This window comes from Alkaliphilus serpentinus (genome assembly GCF_009017255.1).
Classification (GTDB): Bacteria; Bacillota; Clostridia; order Peptostreptococcales; family Natronincolaceae; genus Alkaliphilus_D; species Alkaliphilus_D serpentinus.
In genome coordinates, this window is sequence record NZ_WBZB01000008.1 from 37928 (window position 1) to 57370 (window position 19443).

A 19443-nucleotide genomic window follows, 5' to 3' on the forward strand; every position below is an offset into this window, starting at 1 on the left:
CGACGCCGTTCGTAGCATAGTGTCACTTTTTCGTGACACAACTCACCTCTCCTTATTTTTATAAGGGGGGTGCCCCCTTAAAATCCCCCCATTTAATAGGTAACAAGAAAACTTTCCTATTAAATAAAAAATCGCCCTAATAAAAATATACGATTAAATGACTGTTATATGTCTATATAATTATAGCCTATAGAAAAGAAGAACGAAAGTATTTCACCATTCCTTGGGCAAAAAAAAACCACCCTAGGGCGGTTTAGAACTTAAAGTGATGGACCTTTTCAATCAGTAAGTAATCTCCTACCTTAATATTTAATGAATTTTCCAGGGTGTTACTTGCCATAAGCCTTTCAACGGTAGTTCGGTATTTTTTAGCTATTTTCCAGAGGGTATCTCCTGGTTGAATGTAATAGATGGTTAAGCTGGGTTTATTTGTATTGACAGCTTCCTCTTCAAGCTCTAGAATTTCATTCACCACTTCAATGGTTTTGTTCAAATATCCTTCACAGGCGGCCCCTACATTAATTTTAATATCCACCTGTTGGCCATTAATCTGCTCAAAGGTTACTTCCTCGGTATATAGATCTATATTTGCACTCATATTGTCCTTTAACCCATCTACATCTACATAATGTCTGAAGGGTACCTCTTGTCTAATGCTGTATATGGGTAAATCCCCTTCCTCTGCTAAGTAAATGATGGATGCCTCTAGTATCCCTTCTATTACAGCCTTATCATCAACAATGGAGTAATCCGATAAGATTGGCTTTGCAGATGCTGAAAAAACCTTTGCTATAGATGGCATACTGTTGGGAATATCTATGGTTTCCCTCAACATTACGTGGGATCGATTCATTCCGATGTTTTCTTTAAAATCTATAGAATCCTTCTTTATCTTAATCTTTTTTGATGGAGAATAGGCGTCCACAACAAACTCCCGGGTAATATTGTTGATTACTTTAACCCCAATCTTTGTAATAGCCTCTACCTCCAACACCTTTTCCTCACCTTGAAGGTTTTCTTTAATCGAAGTATAAACCTCTGGAACCTCTAGCTTAAGCAGGTATTTCATATCTGATTGAGCCCTATCAATTTCTACAAAATGAGTAAAGGGAATGGACTCTTTAAAGATATTTAATGTTCCATCATAATCATCGGCAATATATAGGAGTTCGATATTCATGATGCCTCCTACAATTACCTTGCCATCGGTAATCTTCGTTTCCCTTTCAACGGCTGTTGCCCTCCAATTAATCACTTCCCTTATGCCGGGCAGGTCTTCAGATAATTCGTATGTATCCTTAACTAAGGTTTCTGAGGTAGCTTGGCCTATTACCTCTGTATAATTGAAATTCTCCCTTAGCACCTGAATGTCTTCTAATCCAGTTATTTCTCTGGTAATTTCTTTTTGACGTTTCATTTTACCTGTGGCCTTTAGATTAATGACAGCCTTCACACCAACTTTTCTTTCGTTGTTTATGGTGTAGTCAATGTGTTCTATAACAGCATCAACCTTAGCCAACGTTTGATTGTTCATCCCTTCAAGATTCATTGTTTGTTTAAAGGCTGTGCTACTATCAATACTATATAGGGCAGCATCCCCCCTATCTGAAACATAAAGTATTTTGAATTTAATACTTCCCTCCGTAGTTAGTTTGTTTTCTCCTGCCTCCAGCTTATTTACTTGTATTGTACCATCTACCGATATTACCCGAGAAATATCGGGCTTTATATCAGGCACCAATATATCCCCCTCAATGATTGCCTGGGCAGTATCCTCGGCTATTGTAATATCCGTTGCCAAAGTATCCTTTAGTAATTCTACAGGCATTTTGCTTCCTCCCTCCAAATTGATATAATCTTTAATATATCATATTGCTTCCATTTCAGAATATGATTTATTTATCACTGTTTGGCCAAGTAGATTTCTTTATATATATATGAAGCATGTATAAAAAAAAGAAGCGAAAATCTTTTGATTTTCACTTCTTTTGTATATTTAATCCTAAATCAGCTGATTAGTATCGAATACCCAACTTGCTAAAGGCTCTGTAGATTCCGATGGCTACATCTATCATGGTGGCTTCAGCCTTAGGACTAAAGCTTCCATCAACATCCCCCATGATTTCCATTCCATAGACTAATGCTATATGGCCAAGTAAATCTGAGTTTATCTCATCTACATCATCTACAGGAAGGGTATAGATTCCCTCAACCTCAGCAATTTTCTCAAGCCTTACCAATTTCACTAGCATTTCAGCCAATTCTTCCCTCGTAACAGTCTCATTCAATCCAAGTTCAACCTCTTCATCTGTTAATATCCCTTGATATACTGCCGCTTGAATGTATTGATAATATTCATCATTTTTGTCTACATCTAAGAACTTTAAGTCACCAGCTTCAGCAATCATATGGTGATAGTAGCCATTGGCTAATACCATCATTTTTATTACCTCTTTCTTAGGTATAGCATCCTGCAAGGAGTATTTATCTAAATCCAGCATTCCATTGTCAATCATAATCTTAAGCTCTTTTTCTGCCTCATGGCCTTCAATAATGTCATTGAATTGGTCATTTCTCTTATTGTGTTCTTTAATGGTTTGGCCGTTATAGTTTAAATACTCTCCAGTGACCGCATCGATAATATTAAACATTCCAGTGCTTACTAGGCCTGTATTTGCATATACCAATTTAGTTTCAAAGGTGGGTGGCTCTGGATAATTATGAGTATATATTTTTGTATACTGTAACTGTAAATTAATATCCTCTGTATACTTACTTAATATGGTTTCTTCTGGAAGCAATCCTTCTGGCTTTGGTAGCTCTACATCGTCCCATCTGAAATAAATACTCTGAGGTAAACCGGTTGTAGCATTTATGGACACAGATATATGATTGTAATGATAAGGTATGTCATTTTCTATTCTATTAAAGTTAAAATAGAATTCTGGGTGATAGTGATTGCCATGGTAGGTTTGCTCAGTTTGGATATTATCTAGCTTATCTGGGTACAGCTTTTTAATGATTTCTATTGCTTTGTTATAGGCATCTGGATATTCTAAGGCTTCAACTTCGTAGGAATCTTCCTTTTCCATAGGCTTTTCATACATCATCTTTTCCATAGCTCTATAATCATAGTAATGTACATTCATAATCTCTTCCGTCAATGCATCTATTGCAATAGAACCATGAACATAGTTATTATCATTTAGGGTAAAGTTTATATTCCAGGTTCTTCTTCTTGTGTTACCTCTATAGTAGGTTGAAAAATTGGTATGCTGGATTTTTACCTCCTGCTGATATAAATCATTTAGGATTTCAGTAGCCATCTCAGTAGCTTCCTCTTGAGTTAGCTCCTTTTCCCTTTCAACCTTTTCAGCTTTAACGCCTTCAAATTCTTTTCTTTGAGCATCGGTTATATCAATTGTTGTTATGCCTTCATTTGCTGATCCATAGCCATTGATAAATTCTCCCGTTGCGGCGTCTAGTAAATAACCCCTTTCCATTACTGGATTATAAACAATTTTAATTTCCTCTGTTTCAGGCTGGTACATGTAATAATAGTCTCCACGCTTAGGAAGGTATGATAATTGTAGGGTTATTTCATCCTTATATAGCTCTCTTGCTTCTTCAATAGAGATTATATCTTCGGTGGTGGGTAGTTGATCATCTGACCAATTGTAGGAATAGCTTACAACCTCTCCTGTGCCACTATCAACACCTATAGCTACCCCATCACCAGCTACCTTTATACCATTCTCTACTCTTGTAAAGTTATAGTGATATTGAGTAGGTCTTAAGCCCATTGATGAGTAGTAAGTATAATATTGTTGGTTCTCATCATAAACCAGCTCATTCGTCAGGGTGGGGTTAACCTTCTTTAGAAAATTCTCAGCAACCTCTTTTAGCTCATCTCTGTTGTATTTTGTCACATTGTTTTCTGTTTCCCTATCATATTTGTATCTGTATATCTGTTTTATTTCTCCAGTGTCTGCCTTTAGTACAATTTCAAAGCTATTACTTGAGTCTCTAGTATACTTATGGTAGCTAATCATCCATGTATATTCACCTTGGCTACCCCAGTATGGGCCATACTCAACTCTTTTTTCGTAGGTGCTGGTATCAACATCTTGGCCAAAGAAATCCTTTATATAATCTTTGGCTAGGGCTTCTGCCTTTTCTTCTGAAATTTCGATAGTCTGCTTAACTGCCTTTACTGCCTTTGATTGTCTAATCTCAGGTTCACTTACTTCTTCATTACCATAGGCAAAGCCAAGGCTAGAAACCAACAAACCTGCAACTAATGTAATACTTACTGCCTTTTTTAGCTTCATTTTTATCACTCCTTCTTTCCTTTATCCTTTATGTATACAATATAATTTTTACATAAATTACAATTATATGCAACTGTAATTAAACTGTAAAATGGACCTTATTTGATGGTCTATCCATATAGACGTATATTTTCCATAAAAAGTTCCAATTGTTAATTAAATGTAATAATTAATTTTTAAAAAAGGACAGCATCTACTTTTGACTAGATCCTGTCCTGATTTTTATGCCACTATTATAGTTCCAGTTTTACCTTCAATACCTTCCTTGGCCTTTTCTAAAGATGTAATAAGAGCTCTTCTACCAGGCTTAGACTCAACAAATTTAAGGGCGGCCTTAACTTTTGGTAGCATTGATCCAGGAGCAAAATGTCCTTCTTCAATGTATTTTTTTGCTTCTTCTATGGTAATTCTATCAAGATTCTTTTGCTGAGGAGTATTGAAGTTAATTGCCACCTGCTCCACCGCTGTTAAAATAATTAAGAAGTCAGCGTCTAGAATTTCAGCTATTTTTTCAGAAGCAAAATCTTTATCAATTACTGCCGGAATCCCCTCTAAGCTGCCATTTCTATTGACAACAGGTACACCACCGCCACCTACTGTGATGACAACATGACCAGCCTCAACCAAGGTTTTAACAACAGGGGCTTCAACAACATCTACAGGAATCGGTGAAGCTACTACCCTTCTCCAGCCTCTACCTGCATCCTCCTTCATGGTGTAGCCCTTTTCCTTTTCTAATACCTTTGCTTCCTCCTCTGTAAAGAAGGAGCCTACGGGCTTAGTAGGATTTTTAAAGGCCTCGTCCTTTTCATCTACTACTACTTGGGTAACAATGGTGGCAACGGATTTATGATTACCTCTATTAACCATTTCCTGTCTTACAGCCTGTTGAAGGTGATAGCCTATGTATCCTTGACTCATGGCACCACACTCTGGGAAGGGCATTACAGGTAGGCTAGGATTTCCAGCTGCTGCTGACTCATAGGTGCCTACTATTTGTCCCACCTGTGGGCCATTGCCGTGGGCAAGGATTAATTCATGGCCTCCCTCAATTAAATCAACAATAGGCTTAGCTGTTTGTGCTGCTGTAACGATCTGAGCCTCAGCCCTTGTATCCTTAGGATTAGCCTGTAGAGCGTTACCCCCAAGGGCTAAAACAATTCTACTTTTCTGATTTACCATTTTTTCCTCTCCTTTTCCTTTGTGAAAACTCTATTTTTCAATAACAAAAAGACATGGAGGAAATTGTTTTATTGCTATTCTTCCATATCTAATTGCTCTATGTAAATCTTTAAGAATTAGAATGTTATAAAGTAGCCACCATTACTGCTTTTATTGTATGCATTCTATTTTCAGCCTCATCAAATACAACAGAGTGTTTGCTTCTAAACACCTCGTCTGTAACCTCCATTGACTCTAAACCAAACTTCTCATAGATTTCCTTTCCTACCTTTGTCTCTAAATCGTGGAAGGCAGGTAAGCAATGCATGAATATCACATCTGAATTTCCAGTAGCCTTAATCATTTCCATATTCACCTGGTATGGCATAAGAAGCTTGATTCTTTCTTCGAATTGGTCTTCTTCGCCCATTGAAACCCATACATCTGTATAAATTACATCAGCGTCTTTTACTGCTTCTGCTACGTCCTCAGTAAGGGTAATTTTTCCACCGGTTTCAGCAGCTACCACCTTCATTTCTGCCACTAGATCTTCAGCTGGGAAAAGGGCCTTTGGTGCAAGGGCTCTAAAATCCATACCCATTTTAGCAGCACCAATCATTAAGGAATTGCCCATATTATTTCTAGCATCTCCTACATACACAAACTTCACTTTGTTTAATGGCTTGTTAACATGCTCCATAATGGTTAGGAGGTCGGCTAAAATTTGAGTTGGATGGTACATGTCGGTTAAACCATTCCATACAGGTACACCTGAGTGCTTATCTAAAAGCTCAACGGTTTCCTGCTTAAAGCCTCTAAATTCAATTCCATCGTAAAATCTTCCTAAAACCTTTGCTGTATCCTCTAAGGATTCCTTCTTACCCATTTGTGAATCATTGGAGCCAAGGAAGGTTACGTGGGCTCCTTCATCTAGAGCTGCAACCTCAAAGGCACATCTGGTTCTAGTGGAGGCTTTTTCGAATAATAGAACAATGTTCTTTCCATCTAAAAGCTTTTCCTTACCACCTATACGTTTCTTTGCCTTAAGCTCCTTAGATAAATTTAGTAGGTATTTAATTTCCTCGGGAGTATAGTCTTTTAAAGTTATTAAGCTTCTTCCTTTTAAATTCACTGGCATTGGTAAATCCTCCTTTGTAATTTTATTATAAGAAACCTTATTGTCTTTTATTTCATTATTATAAGCCTTCCCTTACTAGGGGCATCGACATACATCTTGGGCCCCCTCTACCCCTAACCAATTCTGAACCTTCTATTTCTACAACTTCTATCCCATGGTTTCTTAGGGTCTCATTTGAAGCCTCATTTCGGTTGTAGGTAACCACCCTTCCAGGAGCCAGGGCCAGAGTATTGGTACTGTCATTCCATTGCTCCCGTGCTGCTGTTATCTCATCTCCGCCACCACTTTGTATCAGATCTACTGCTGGTAGCTTCAATGCCTTCTTAAGGGCAACATTTAAGCTTTCCATCGGCTCTACCTTAGGTACGGTTTTTCCAGGTGTTAATTGATAGGCCTTTAATAAGCCCTCTACCCCTGGATAAATTGTAAATTTGTCATAATCAATCATTGTAAATACTGTGTCTAAATGCATATAGGCCCTTGTAAAGGGGATATGAATAGCTAAAACCTGCTTTATATTACTATTTTCAAAAAGTCTTTCTGACAAAATCTCTATTCCCCTAGCTGAGGTTCTTTCACTACAGCCAATGGCCACAACAGAATCGCTTAATACCAGAACATCTCCCCCCTCTATACTGAAGGTCTCTTTATAGTCATACCAGAGTGGAGTTGATTCCTTTTTAAAAAGAGGATGATACCGGTATATATACTCTAAAAACATGGTTTCACGATCTCTTGCTGGAGTTTTCATTTTATTAATGGATAATCCATTGCCTATAACAACACCAGGGTCACGGGTGAAGTAAAGGTTGGGCAGAGGATTTATATAGAAGGGATAGCTTTTTTTGATATGATCTACTAAATGAAGCTCCCTCTCTATTTCTGGAAGATCTGTTTTATGAAGCCCAGCTATAGCAATCTCTACAATCGCCTCTGGCTTTAGAGTTTGTAGGTACTCCTCGATGATCCTTTCTAATTGCAGATTGGCAATATTAGAGTTCTTAATTACGTCGGAAATAAATAGCTGTCGAATATGCTGATCCTCTATTGCCTCAGCCAGTAATTCTTCATAATAATAAACCTTAGTACCCCTTGCCTCCATTTGGCGGGCGAATTCATCGTGTTCCTTTTGCATCTTCTTTAACCATGGAATATCATCAAATAGTAACTCATGAAGATATTCCGGAGTTAGTCTTTCAAGTTCTTTGCCAGGTCTATGAAGCAATACAGCCTTCAAATTACCAATTTCGGAGGTTACATTAAGAAATCCCTCTTTCATCTTTTGGCAGCCCCTTTCATTTTTCCTTAATAGAAGTATTTTTACTACACTATTTAAGGGTAATTATATTTTGGTTATTTGGTTTCCATTTCTACCACCAGTATATATTTTTTTTATACACAAATCAAGTGGCTATTTTATAAGGTTTTCTAAACTTTTATTCATTAAATGTATATTGCTGAAACATTATTCACCAGGTTTTTAAATCATTTTTTTCTATTCTCCTTTACACAACCATATACCTTCATCCTCCACAAATCCTAATTATTTTGAAGGAATGGATTACTGAATAAACATAATTTTCAGCTTATAAAAGATTTTTTAATCCCCCAAAAAATCAGATAAAAAGGCAAAAAAAATCCACCTTCCTGGTGGATTAATTAACTTACTTTAATTCTTTGGTTATCTTTACAAATTGTTATTTCAACAGTCTCTGTCAATATATCTGAATAACTATAAGAAACTCTTCTAACCGAATCAAAGCCTCCGTCAATTAATACGACAAATATGTTGGGATAGGTGTTCTCTAAGATACCTTCTCTAACCATAATCTTTTTTCTTCCCTTATTTGCCTTTAACGTAACCTTTTGCCCAACGAAACCCTCGATATTTCTCTTTATCTCATTCAGGGTGGTTCTAGTTGCCAAAAAATCACCTTCTTTCACATTTTAACATTATAATAATAACATGTTTCATGGTATTTGTCAAATTCATAAATTTATATTATATAATTTGAAGCATCAATTTGTCAAATATTTTTTATCAATGGTTTTAATCCAAGTATATATCTAATTAGATATTTATAAGTTAAAATAGCTAGAAATCCCCTCCACCATAGCCATAACTAAATTATCAATAAATTCAACTGTTGATAGCTTCCTTTCATCACTGGGATTGGATAAATAACCAACCTCAATATGAAGACCAGTGACACGGGAATCTCTTAATAGTGAAAATTCGGCAACCTTCATTCCCCGATCTATTGTATCTACAGCTTTGACTATCGAATCCATTATAAGTCTACCTAAGGCTTCAGCTTCTTTATCTCCTCTGTAATAATATATTTCTGTTCCAGATATCGTAGAGTTTTTTAAATAGTTCTGATGAATACTTAAAAAAAATAAGGGCTTAATGCTATTAATTAATTGGGCCCTTTCACCTAAAGGAACAAATCGATCTTCTATTCTAGTTAAATAAACCTCTGCCCCCAATTCTTTAAGCCTCTCCTTCAGCTTAATAGCAATATCTAAATTTACATCCTTTTCCCTTAATCCTAAGGTTCCTTTATAATCTTCTCCATGATCTCCACCATGCCCAGCATCAATCACGATTACTTTGCCCTTTAAGGGAAATTTTATACATGTATGATGGAATTTTTCAATTTCAATGCCTGTATAATAATATTTTAAGATTTCCTCAGCCTGCTTCCCCTCTTTGGCCAAACCCTCAGCCCCGAACTGACAAAAGCCTAAACCTTCTCCTTTACCACTGGTGAAAAAACGGAGGACCTTTGGCCTCCAGCTGAATCTAGTGGAGTTAAGATTTAATAGCTTTGCGAAATTCTTGCCCTCATAAATTTTACCAGCTACCTCTAAGTTAATAACCCTTCCATGGGAATCCCTTAGAATGTTATCTAAAATATCTTCTATTTCCATATTTCGATCACTGCTATCATTGGGAAAGTGAACCTTGGCTTTTTTTTCAATATCCTCCAATGGAATATCCACATAGTTTAGTAGATATGGACTTTCACTACAATGTCTGCATAAAACACGTCTTAAGTAAAAAACAACATTTCCATCTACGTTTTCACTATTTTCAGTGGAACCTCCACAGGCTACATGGTATCTACTATCTATTGCTTTACCATTAAAGGTTATAATTTTCCCTTGGGTTTCATCTACAGCCTTATGAATTTTTTTTATATAATCCTGATATTGGTCTCTCCAGATTTCTTCATACTCCTCCAGTGGTTTAATGCCTTTGTAATCCTCTATAGATAAATCACCACAGGGGATATCTTCATTACTGACTCCACCGTAGCGTTTAATTTTACGCACGATACTAGTACGCATAATAATGCTTTGGCATTTTAATGCCTCTAGGTGAAAGTCTATAGGAATACTCCAAGCCACCAGCTCTTTGGTGAAATCCTCTATTGTTTTTGTAACTACTTTATCTTCAGTGGGAATATATATGTGAAGGGCAGGCCCCATGTTATTTTCCAAATTATATACCTCCCTTAGTCTTTAGATAATTATCTATAATCAAGTACCTACAATAACTCTAAGTAATACATAATATGAAATTTTCAAATTTCCTGTGCATAAATATATTAATATATGCATATATCGAAAAAATTTCAATACTCAAAATATTCCTTGCGAAGGAGGTCTCGTTTATATTATAATTATGGTAGTATAAATGGGGATATTTTGAAAAATTTTGAAGCTAAAATACAGATAGATAGGATTTTAGCTAGGGGGGATATCATGAAGTGTCCTATTTGTGGTAATGAAGATACAGGACGATTGAGCAAATCTAGATATTTTTGTAGCATCTGCTTTATAGAGATCTTCTTTACTAGAAAATCTAAAATGCAAATATTGAAAATCCTAGAGGATGGTACTACATATACAATAGCTGCTGGAAATTAATAAAACCTTAAAGCAACGGATTACTCCTTTGTTTTAAGGTTTTTTCATGGTCTTAATTCTATTTAGTAGCGTTAACTGGGATTAGAATCACCGGCCTTTTTGATATTCTTGCAACAGCATCGGAGGTACTCCCTAAAAGTAGGGCTTTTATTAGGCCCCTCCCTCTGGTTCCCATGACAATGGAGGTCACTTCCTCTTCATTGGCAAGCTCTGTGATGGCAACTGATGGTATGCCTTCCCTAGCCTCAACTTTAACCCTGATTCCGAAATCTCTAAATTCACCAGCGATCTCCTCTAATAGCTCTCTATACTGCTTCTTAGCATCTTCTATTTCCTCTAAGGTTTCACCCTGCTCCACCACCGATAGTAATATGATTTCTTCTATTATATTGGGTGAAATTGTCATTACTTTTTCTATTATGGCAGTAGAGTAATCTGAAAAATCCATGGGTATAAGAATCTTTTGGAACTTGTTTATACAAACATTTTTAACATGACCTTGATGCTTATTATACTTTTCCACCAGTACCGGCACATCCGCCAAGCGTATTACATCGAAGGTTGTACTGCCTAAAAAAACCTCTTTTAATACGCTTTTCCCTTTAGATCCGATAAGAATTAACGATGCTTCCTCTGTTCGAGCAATTTGGACGATTTCTGTAGCCGCAAAGCCAACGGGGGTATATTTCTTTGTTTTAATTCCGTAGGCCTCCAGCTTTTTGCCGATGGACTCTAGCTTTTTGATAGCTTCAAGTTGCAGGTCGATTATGGTCTCCTCACCAAATCTAATGTCAATGACATGAACGAGGATTGCCTCTTCTAGCCCCATCCTTTTAAACTCATCTATACAGTTTAGTAGCGCCTCTGCTGCTGGTGAGAAATCTGTAGCAATTAGAACTTTTTTCATAAACACATTTACCACTCCTCATATAGAACTCCTTTATTTTATTTATTTCCTTATTTTAACTAAGTAAAACACTTTAATTAAAAACCAAATATCCTTTACTTTAAATTTCTTTGTTATCTGCTTCAATAGACCTTGATTCATATTCCATTATTAAATATATTTTAAATTATGATTTCAATGATAAAAAATGTGGTAATATAATTATATCTATCTTATTTGTTGGTACGATTCTAAACTTTTATAGTAATGTAATCAATTTTAGAAGGAGTATATCACTCCACTATAAATATATAAAAAACGGAGGGTTAAATTATGGAAATTAAACTTTTGGAACAAATTTGCTGAGGAGGTAGTAAATTAGCGCCTGTCGTTGACAAGGCCTTAACTGAACTTGGAATTAATGATGAATTCGAGATGATTGGGGACATGGCTGAAATTTTATCTTTAGGTGTTATGAGCACACCTGCCTTAATGATCAATGGAAAGGTAGTTCTTAGTGGCAGAATTCCCACAGTAGCCGAAGCAAAGGAAATTATCTCAAAGTACATATAAAAAAAGATAGAATCCAATTGGATTCTATCTTTTTTTATAATATTCCTAGTGTCCGCAACCGCCGCCTCTAGAGCCCTGTAAGGTTATGGCAAAGCCTTTGCTAAACATATTTTGTCTATAATCTACTTCAATGCCCTCAAACTGATTATCTAGGCCCTTTTCAATAATGAATTGAATCCCTTCAACTTCCTTTTCAACATCTGAATCCTTCATCTCATCCAGAGATATGCCAAATTTGGGGCCACCTCAGGTAACGCTGCTTACATATACCCTAACCTTTTTTCCATCTGGATTCTGCTTGGAAATTACCTCTTTAGCTTCCTGAGTTACGTTAATAAACATATCTATACCTCCCTATAGAATTATTTTCTTATCATAACCCCCTTACCCGGGGGGTGTGTATATTTTCATTATATGCAGAATAATAGATTATGTCAATAGTTTCATCCATGATTTTCATGTTGTTCAACTAGGATTTTTCTAAATGATGAATGTTGAACTATTAGAAATTAAAAGTTAAAGATTGAAGGTTGAAAATCAAATAAAGCACTACTGGATTTTAACTTTTAATTCTTCATTCCTCATTCTTAATTCCTTTAAATATTATCTACCCAATTTTATTATTTGCTTAACACCTTAAATCATTCTTTACAGATATAGTTAATTGTATTTTTATTCATATTCGCTTATAATTAATGACAGAACCTGCAAAATTCCTTTGAGTATATATATTAAATATATATTTTTTTTTATGATTTAAATATTTTTTATTGTCAAATAATTCTAATTAGTTTGAAATTGACTTCCCCATATGGTATTATTCTGATATACCAATAATAAAAATAAGGGGAGGGAGATTACTTTTTAGAGAGAATTTTTGCATGATTTTTTAAAAAAGGGAGGAAAATTTAATGAGTATTAAGGTAAAAAAACAAGCCACCATTTGGCACGCTCTTATTGTAATTATATTCTTAATTGTTACTTTAGCTGTTGCCATCAGAGTTTATGGAGCCGATCCTCATATACCTCTAATAGCCTCAACCATACTTGCGGCAGGAATAGCAGTAACAATGCTAGGCTTTGAATGGTCTGAAATTGAAGAGGGTATGATCGATACCATTAAAATGGCCATGCAGGCCGTTCTGATACTGATGGTAATTGGTACCATCGTCGGAACCTGGATCTTAAGTGGAACAGTTCCTACTATGATTTACTATGGGTTACAAATACTATCACCTGGAATCTTTCTATTTGCTGCATGTCTTATCTGTTGTATCGTTTCTTTAGCAACTGGAAGCTCCTGGACTACAGCAGCAACAGTAGGTATTGCTCTAATAGGGGTTGGCACAGGCTTAGGCATTCCAGTAGGCATGGTTGCTGGTGCTATCATTTCTGGTGCTTACTTCGGAGACAAGATGTCTCCTCTATCAGATACTACAAACTTGGCTCCTGCAATGGCAGGAACTACATTATTTGAGCACGTAAGACACATGATTTATACTACAGTACCTGTTTTAGTAATATCTTTAATATTATATGCTATTCTAGGTTTAAGATACGCAGGTAGAGAATTAGATATCGTACAAATAGATTTGATATTATCAACAATTTCAGCTAACTTCGATATTTCATTATTATTATTAATACCACCGATCCTTGTTATTGTTATCGTAGTATTGAAAATACCAGCTATTCCTGGTTTAATTGGCGGAACAATCCTTGGTGGAATATTTGCAGCCCTTTTCCAAGGTGCTGGCATGGGAGCTATCATCGATGCCGCCCATTATGGGTATGTATTAGATTCTGGAGTTCCAATAGTTGATGACTTGCTAAGTAAAGGCGGTTTAGACGGAATGATGTGGACAGTTTCATTGATTCTTATAGCCTTAGCCTTTGGTGGAGTTATGGAGAAAACCGGAATGCTTCATGCTGTTGTAAACTCAATGCTTAAATTTGCTAAGGGTACCGGTTCTTTAGTTTTAGCAACTGTTGTCTCATCTATAGCCGTTAACATATTGGCTGGTGAGCAGTATCTTTCAATCGTAATTCCTGGTAGAATGTATAAGGATGCCTATGCCGAAAAGGGTATTCATCCTAAGGTACTATCAAGAGCCCTAGAGGGATCTGGTACTGTTACCTCTGCATTAATTCCATGGAATACCTGCGGGGTTTATATGTATGAAACCTTAGGGGTACATCCCTTCACCTATCTACCCTATGCATTCTTGAATTTACTATTACCAATTGTAAATGTTATTTATGCATACCTTGGTATAACCATACCAACTATCGAAAAAGAAAAGGCAACAGCATAGCATATAGTCAATATTTAACCAGTAATCCCAATGGGATTACTGGTTTTTTTCTTTAATGGAGAATTATTCGTTATAAATAATTTTAATATATAAAGATTGTTAATTAATATTTAAATTCCTCAATTAATATGATATTATATATATGTTAAATTAATAGGAGGTGCATTAAATGGACAAGAAGCAAATTGTAGCTATAATACTATTGCCTTTATTGACAGTTGCTATCTTAGCAGGCTGTACAGCTTTATCTAATAAAGATGCAGAGGTGCCAGGTTACACAGACGGAAGCTACACAGGAGTAGGTAAGGGTTATGGTGGCGATATTAAAGTAGAAGTTGTTATAGAAGAAGGAAAAATTTCTTCTATCGGAGTTACAGACCATAGCGAATCAGCCGGTATCAGCGATCCAGCAATAACCTGTATACCTGCAAAGATTGTTGAAGCACAATCTGCAGATGTTGATGTGGAAACTGGGGCAACAGTATCCAGTAAAGGTATAATAGAAGCTGTTAAGAAGGCCCTCGCGAAGGCATCTGGCGAAGCTGGCGGTGCTTTCCCAGACGGAACCCATGAAGGTGTAGGAAAAGGCTATGCTGGGGATATTAAGGTTAAGGTTGAAGTTGCAGGCGGAAAAATTACTGCAATTGAAGTTTTAGACCATAGTGAAACAAAAGGCATCAGTGATCCAGCAATTACTACTATACCAGCAAAAGTAATTGAAACCCAATCAGTGGATGTTGATACTGTTTCTGGGGCTACTGGTACAAGTAACGGTCTGATTCAAGCAATAAAGGTTGCTTTAGGCCTTGAAGAAGCACCTGCTGTAGCAGAAACTCCAGAAGCTATGACCTTTGTTGATGGTGTATACGAAGGCGTTGGCGAAGGCTTTAAGGGAGATATAAAAGTAAGAGTAACTGTAGAAGAGACAAAAATCTCAGCTATTGAAATCTTAGAAATTATCGATACTGCCAATATGGGAGACACAGCTGCTGAAGATACAGCTACTATGATTATGGAATATCAATCTACAGAGGTGGATGCCATCACAGGTGCTACTAAATCAAGCCAAGGAACAATTGATGCTGTTATAGCAGCTTTAGCAAGTGAAGCTATTGATCCTAATGCAGTAGGCGAAGCTGAGGAAGAGGAAGCTCCAGCCGAAGAAGAGGAAGAAGAAGCTTCTGCTCCTGCTCCAGCACCAGCTCCAGCACCAGCTCCAGCTTCTCCTTATAAGGATGGTACTTATACTGGTCAAGGTGAAGGATTTTACGGAGACATTAAGCTTCAGGTAGAAATTGCAGGTGGTAAAATAACCAATATTAGCATCGTAGCGATGGATGAAACTCCTGGAATTGGCGATAAAGCCATTGAAAAGATCATTGAGCAAGCAATTGCAAATCAATCAGCTGAAGTAGATACAGTAACCGAAGCAACGATATCAAGTGATGGTGCTAAAGCAGCCCTTCAAGATGCATTAAACCAAGCTAAGAAATAATAACAAAAGGCCTGAGGATAAACCTCAGGCCCTTCTTATATCAATTAATCTCTACGTTTTCTCCCGTTACAATATAAATGATTCTTTCCCCTATGTTGGTTGCATGATCTGCAATTCTTTCTAGATACCTCCCTACAAATATAAGGTTTGTAGCTTGCTTTACAATCATTCGGTTCTCTATCATCATATTAATAAGCTCTGTATAAATTTCTTCGTATATTTCATCCACTGCCTCATCATCATTTGCTACCTCTCTAGCTAAATCAACATCCAGTGTCATAAAGGCATCTAAACACTTCTTAACCATTTCTTGAGACAGCTTTGCCATCCTAGGGATATCAATCAAAGGCTTTATCAGCTTCTCATCCCCAATTTCAATTGTAACCTTGGCAATGTTCACTGCATGATCCCCCATTCTTTCAAGGTCGGTTATCATCTTAAGAATTGTTCCTATTACCCTTAGGTCTTTAGCTAGCGGTTGTTGAAGGGCTATTAGATTCATACAATCCATTTCTATTTCCAATTCCATTTCATCTATTGCATCATCCATTACATAGATTTTTCTTGCTAATTCCAAATCCTGATTTGCCAAGGATTTCACTGATTCATTTATGATTTCCTGCACCATAGCCCCCATCTTGAGTAGTTTTAAATTAAGCTCCTTTAGCTGATTATGAAACTGATTTCTCATAGCTTGCCTCCATTCTTCAATCCTACTATTATTATTTATATTTTATCAAAAATTAACCGAATCTACCAGTAATATAGTCCTCTGTTCTCTTATCTCTAGGCTTTGAGAATATGGCTTGAGTCTTTCCAAACTCAATAAGGTCACCCGACAGGAAAAAAGCCGTATTATCAGAAATTCTGGCAGCTTGGTGCATAGAATGGGTTACAATAACAATTGTATAATGATTTTTTAACTCCTCAATTAAACCCTCCACTCTATGGGTGGCTATTGGATCTAAGGCAGAGGTGGGCTCATCCATTAATAAAACATCCGGTTGGATTGCTAAACATCTGGCTATGCAAAGCCTTTGCTGCTGTCCCCCTGACAAACCATAGGCGTTATCATTTAAACGATCTTTAACTTCATCCCAAAGGGCAGCACTTTTTAAGCTTTCCTCAGCAATTTCCATGAGCTTTCTTTTATCTTTAATACCATGGATTTTGGGACCATAGACAACATTCTCATATATTGACTTCGGAAAGGGGTTGGGTTTTTGAAAAACCATTCCTACAGTAGTTCTTAACTCCTCTACACCAAAGCCCTTATCAAAAATATTTTTGCCATGATAAAGGATTTCTCCAGATGTTTTTACAATAGGGATCATCTCTACCATACGATTTAGGGTTTTGATAAAGGTAGACTTTCCACAGCCCGAAGGTCCAATGATTGCAGTAACCTCTTTTTCCATTATATCTATATTAATATTCTTCAGGGCTTGATCATTTCCATACCAAAGGTTTAAGTTCTTTATACTAAAAATCGCTTTTTTCTCATCTTTTAATTCATTTATCGTTTTCAAAGGTAATCCTCCCATTTCTAGTATCTTCTTTGAAATTTGTTTCTAATAATGATTGCAATGGAGTTTAGAGTAAAGAGCATTAACAATAATACCACTATAGTAGCAGCGGCTAGATTGGCATACTCAGCCGTAAGGACAGTATCTAGAGTCCAATAATAGATTTGTATCGGTAGTGCAGTAAAATCATCCATGATGTTTTGTGGAATTTTTAATATTAAAGTTGGTATTCCCAAAACCACCAGAGGAGCCGTTTCTCCTATGGCTCTAGAGAGGGCTAATATGGATCCCGTAAGAATACCCGGCAATGCCACCGGTAAAACTACCCTACTGATTGTGGTCCATTTTGATGCTCCCATAGCATAGGAGGCATCCCTTAAGAAACCAGGCACGGCTCTTATTGCCTCTTGACTGGCTACAACCACGATTGGAAGCACCAAAAGAGACATGGTTAATCCTCCAGCTAAGATACTGGATCCCAAATTCAATAGCCTTCCAAAAACAGTAAGCCCCAGGAGTCCGAATATTACCGAGGGCACCCCTGCTAGATTTGAAATATTGGTTTTTATTAGGGTCTGTAGCCTTCCCTTACTAGAGTATTCCTCTAGATAAATGGCTGTCGAAACACCAAGAATAATTGTTACCGGAGCCACGATTACCATTAATAAAAAGGACCCAACAATCGCTCCAAAAATCCCTGCCTTTTCGGGGAAAATTGAAAGCTTACTGGTTAAGAATTGAATATCTAACCAACCAATGCTTTGAGTAAAAATTCTATATATTAATATTCCTAATACCAGCAAGGCGAATAACGCTGATAATAGAAATACTAGCTTTGCCGATTTATCAATCATAATCCGTTTTTTTATTTTCTTTTTAAGATTTTCTACATTTAGCTCATTATTTTTAGTGATTTTGCATTCCATTTTGCAACCTTTCCTTTCCTTAGGTTTACCCTGTAAATCAATTACCGAGCTTTAAAGGTCATCGCTATCATACTATTGAATTCAAAAGATTTTCAATGTTGAATGTTGAAATAAGGTAGCTAGTTAATTTCCCATAAAATAGTTAGATATGTTAATGAAATCTTATGGCAAATTCCTAGATAAGTGACTAACGCCAATCATAGATTGGGTTATCTACTTAATTATCTTCCTTAGTATTCCTCCCTATATTTACGAGAAATATACTGGGCTAATAGATTCATTAGTAGTGTAAAGACAAACAATATTAATCCTACTGCATATAGGCTGTAATAACCGACGGTTCCACTACCTGCATCTCCACTGGTAAACTCCACGATATAGGCTGTCATAGTTTGAATAGACTTGGTGATATCGAAGGTGAAATTTTTTGAACTGCCACTGGCAATGGTTACAATCATGGTTTCACCAATGGCCCTGGAAATGGCCAATACAAAGGAAGCTATAATGCCTGAAATTGCAGCAGGTATCACTACCTTCACAGCAACCTCCAGTCTAGTTGATCCTAAAGCATAAGCCCCCTCCCTTAATGCATTGGGTACTGAGTTCATAGCGTCCTCTGATAGAGAAGTTACTAGGGGTATAATCATAATTCCCATTACAATTCCTGGACTAAGGGCATTTTTTGCTTCTAATCCTGGAATCACCGCCATTAGCAATGGTGTAACAAAGGAGTAGGCAAAGAATCCATACACAATTGTAGGAATTCCCGCCAATAACTCCATAATAGGTTTTAATCTTTTTCGAATCTTTTCTGTAGCAAACTCACTTAAATATATAGCTGAGGTTAGTCCTACAGGGATGGCCACCATCATGGCAATCAGAGATGTTAGAATTGTTCCATTAATTAAGGGTAATATTCCAAATCTAGGATTAGCGGCTAAAGGTGCCAACTGTGTGCTAAAGATATCGGCGAAGGGTACCGCCCGAAAAAATTTCAGGGCATCAAATACTAAAGTTAACACAATTCCTATAGTTGTTATTATAGAAATTAGAGCTGCAGTAAAAAAAATAACCGGCATAACGTTATCTAATGATTTTTTTTGCTTCTTATTATTTTTTAGAATGATTTCTCTTACATTATTATTCATATGGTTTT

The 19443-nt window shown here is 36.5% G+C and carries 16 protein-coding genes and 1 pseudogene; 4 read left to right on the top strand and 13 right to left on the bottom strand.

Annotated features, from left to right (window positions below):
• Positions 1-253: 253 nt before the first annotated feature.
• From F8153_RS02295 to F8153_RS02325, 7 genes are all read right to left on the bottom strand, one after another.
• A complete protein-coding gene (locus F8153_RS02295; protein WP_151864737.1) occupies positions 254-1828 on the bottom strand; it encodes a DUF3794 and LysM peptidoglycan-binding domain-containing protein in 1575 nt (524 codons plus the stop codon).
• 187 nt (positions 1829-2015) lie between these two features.
• Positions 2016-4331 (bottom strand): YcdB/YcdC domain-containing protein, encoded by a 2316-nt coding sequence (locus tag F8153_RS02300; protein WP_151864738.1) that lies wholly within the window; start codon positions 4329-4331, stop codon positions 2016-2018.
• A 222-nt stretch (positions 4332-4553) separates the two neighbouring features.
• Positions 4554-5513: a carbamate kinase gene (gene arcC / locus F8153_RS02305; protein WP_151864739.1), complete on the bottom strand. Its 960-nt coding sequence runs from the start codon at positions 5511-5513 to the stop codon at positions 4554-4556.
• A 124-nt stretch (positions 5514-5637) separates the two neighbouring features.
• Positions 5638-6630: an ornithine carbamoyltransferase gene (gene argF / locus F8153_RS02310; protein ID WP_151864740.1), complete on the bottom strand. Its 993-nt coding sequence runs from the start codon at positions 6628-6630 to the stop codon at positions 5638-5640.
• A gap of 58 nt (positions 6631-6688) precedes the next feature.
• Positions 6689-7909, bottom strand: coding sequence for an arginine deiminase (arcA, locus tag F8153_RS02315; protein WP_151864741.1), 1221 nt, complete (start codon positions 7907-7909; stop codon positions 6689-6691).
• A 380-nt stretch (positions 7910-8289) separates the two neighbouring features.
• Positions 8290-8556, bottom strand: a complete 267-nt coding sequence (locus F8153_RS02320; protein WP_151864742.1) for a Veg family protein — start codon at positions 8554-8556, stop codon at positions 8290-8292.
• Between the two features lie 153 nt (positions 8557-8709).
• Entirely contained in the window at positions 8710-10137 is a 1428-nt protein-coding gene (locus F8153_RS02325) for an N-acetylmuramoyl-L-alanine amidase (RefSeq protein ID WP_151864743.1), read from the bottom strand.
• Positions 10138-10401: 264 nt separating this feature from the next.
• Here F8153_RS02325 and F8153_RS15950 point away from each other — a divergent pair, with 264 nt between their 5' ends.
• On the top strand, positions 10402-10566 hold the full coding sequence (locus F8153_RS15950; RefSeq protein ID WP_192929617.1) for a hypothetical protein: 165 nt from the start codon (positions 10402-10404) through the stop codon (positions 10564-10566).
• Positions 10567-10624: 58 nt separating this feature from the next.
• Here F8153_RS15950 and F8153_RS02330 read toward each other — a convergent pair whose 3' ends face one another.
• Positions 10625-11473, bottom strand: a complete 849-nt coding sequence (locus F8153_RS02330; RefSeq protein WP_243136871.1) for a universal stress protein — start codon at positions 11471-11473, stop codon at positions 10625-10627.
• A gap of 366 nt (positions 11474-11839) precedes the next feature.
• Between F8153_RS02330 and F8153_RS02335 the strand changes: the two are divergent.
• Positions 11840-12025: pseudogene (locus F8153_RS02335) on the top strand (thioredoxin family protein); the annotation flags it as partial.
• A 45-nt stretch (positions 12026-12070) separates the two neighbouring features.
• Here F8153_RS02335 and F8153_RS15955 read toward each other — a convergent pair.
• Entirely contained in the window at positions 12071-12238 is a 168-nt protein-coding gene (locus F8153_RS15955) for a hypothetical protein (RefSeq protein WP_192929618.1), read from the bottom strand.
• A gap of 698 nt (positions 12239-12936) precedes the next feature.
• On the opposite strand from F8153_RS15955, the gene nhaC reads away from it, so the two are divergent.
• Both nhaC and F8153_RS02345 read left to right on the top strand, forming a co-directional pair.
• Complete coding sequence (nhaC, locus tag F8153_RS02340; RefSeq protein ID WP_330577590.1) at positions 12937-14340, top strand: Na+/H+ antiporter NhaC; 1404 nt, start codon at positions 12937-12939, stop codon at positions 14338-14340.
• A gap of 169 nt (positions 14341-14509) precedes the next feature.
• Positions 14510-15835 carry an FMN-binding protein gene (locus tag F8153_RS02345; protein ID WP_151864746.1) on the top strand — a complete coding sequence of 442 codons (1326 nt, stop codon included), beginning with the start codon at positions 14510-14512 and terminating at the stop codon, positions 15833-15835.
• Between the two features lie 40 nt (positions 15836-15875).
• Here the strand turns inward: F8153_RS02345 and phoU are convergent, their stop codons facing one another.
• From phoU to pstC, 4 genes are all read right to left on the bottom strand, one after another.
• A complete protein-coding gene (gene phoU / locus F8153_RS02350) occupies positions 15876-16526 on the bottom strand; it encodes a phosphate signaling complex protein PhoU (RefSeq protein ID WP_151864747.1) in 651 nt (216 codons plus the stop codon).
• A gap of 52 nt (positions 16527-16578) precedes the next feature.
• The gene (gene pstB, locus F8153_RS02355) at positions 16579-17364 is read right to left on the bottom strand and encodes a phosphate ABC transporter ATP-binding protein PstB (RefSeq protein WP_243136870.1); all 786 of its coding nucleotides are present in this window, start codon (positions 17362-17364) and stop codon (positions 16579-16581) included.
• A gap of 17 nt (positions 17365-17381) precedes the next feature.
• A complete protein-coding gene (gene pstA / locus F8153_RS02360; RefSeq protein WP_151864749.1) occupies positions 17382-18287 on the bottom strand; it encodes a phosphate ABC transporter permease PstA in 906 nt (301 codons plus the stop codon).
• Between the two features lie 230 nt (positions 18288-18517).
• The gene (pstC, locus tag F8153_RS02365; protein WP_151864750.1) at positions 18518-19435 is read right to left on the bottom strand and encodes a phosphate ABC transporter permease subunit PstC; all 918 of its coding nucleotides are present in this window, start codon (positions 19433-19435) and stop codon (positions 18518-18520) included.
• Between the last annotated feature and the right edge of the window lie 8 nt (positions 19436-19443).

What these genes read in the sequence shown, in the direction of transcription:
- F8153_RS02295 (WP_151864737.1), bottom strand. Translation starts at nt 1,828, where the DNA reads ATGCCTGTAGAATTACTAAAGGATACTTTGGCAACGGATATTACAATA.
- F8153_RS02300 (WP_151864738.1), bottom strand. Translation starts at nt 4,331, where the DNA reads ATGAAGCTAAAAAAGGCAGTAAGTATTACATTAGTTGCAGGTTTGTTG.
- arcC (WP_151864739.1), bottom strand. Translation starts at nt 5,513, where the DNA reads ATGGTAAATCAGAAAAGTAGAATTGTTTTAGCCCTTGGGGGTAACGCT.
- argF (WP_151864740.1), bottom strand. Translation starts at nt 6,630, where the DNA reads ATGCCAGTGAATTTAAAAGGAAGAAGCTTAATAACTTTAAAAGACTAT.
- arcA (WP_151864741.1), bottom strand. Translation starts at nt 7,909, where the DNA reads ATGAAAGAGGGATTTCTTAATGTAACCTCCGAAATTGGTAATTTGAAG.
- F8153_RS15950 (WP_192929617.1), top strand. Translation starts at nt 10,402, where the DNA reads ATGAAGTGTCCTATTTGTGGTAATGAAGATACAGGACGATTGAGCAAA.
- F8153_RS02330 (WP_243136871.1), bottom strand. Translation starts at nt 11,473, where the DNA reads ATGAAAAAAGTTCTAATTGCTACAGATTTCTCACCAGCAGCAGAGGCG.
- F8153_RS15955 (WP_192929618.1), bottom strand. Translation starts at nt 12,238, where the DNA reads ATGAAGGATTCAGATGTTGAAAAGGAAGTTGAAGGGATTCAATTCATT.
- nhaC (WP_330577590.1), top strand. Translation starts at nt 12,937, where the DNA reads ATGAGTATTAAGGTAAAAAAACAAGCCACCATTTGGCACGCTCTTATT.
- F8153_RS02345 (WP_151864746.1), top strand. Translation starts at nt 14,510, where the DNA reads ATGGACAAGAAGCAAATTGTAGCTATAATACTATTGCCTTTATTGACA.
- phoU (WP_151864747.1), bottom strand. Translation starts at nt 16,526, where the DNA reads ATGAGAAATCAGTTTCATAATCAGCTAAAGGAGCTTAATTTAAAACTA.
- pstA (WP_151864749.1), bottom strand. Translation starts at nt 18,287, where the DNA reads ATGGAATGCAAAATCACTAAAAATAATGAGCTAAATGTAGAAAATCTT.
- pstC (WP_151864750.1), bottom strand. Translation starts at nt 19,435, where the DNA reads ATGAATAATAATGTAAGAGAAATCATTCTAAAAAATAATAAGAAGCAA.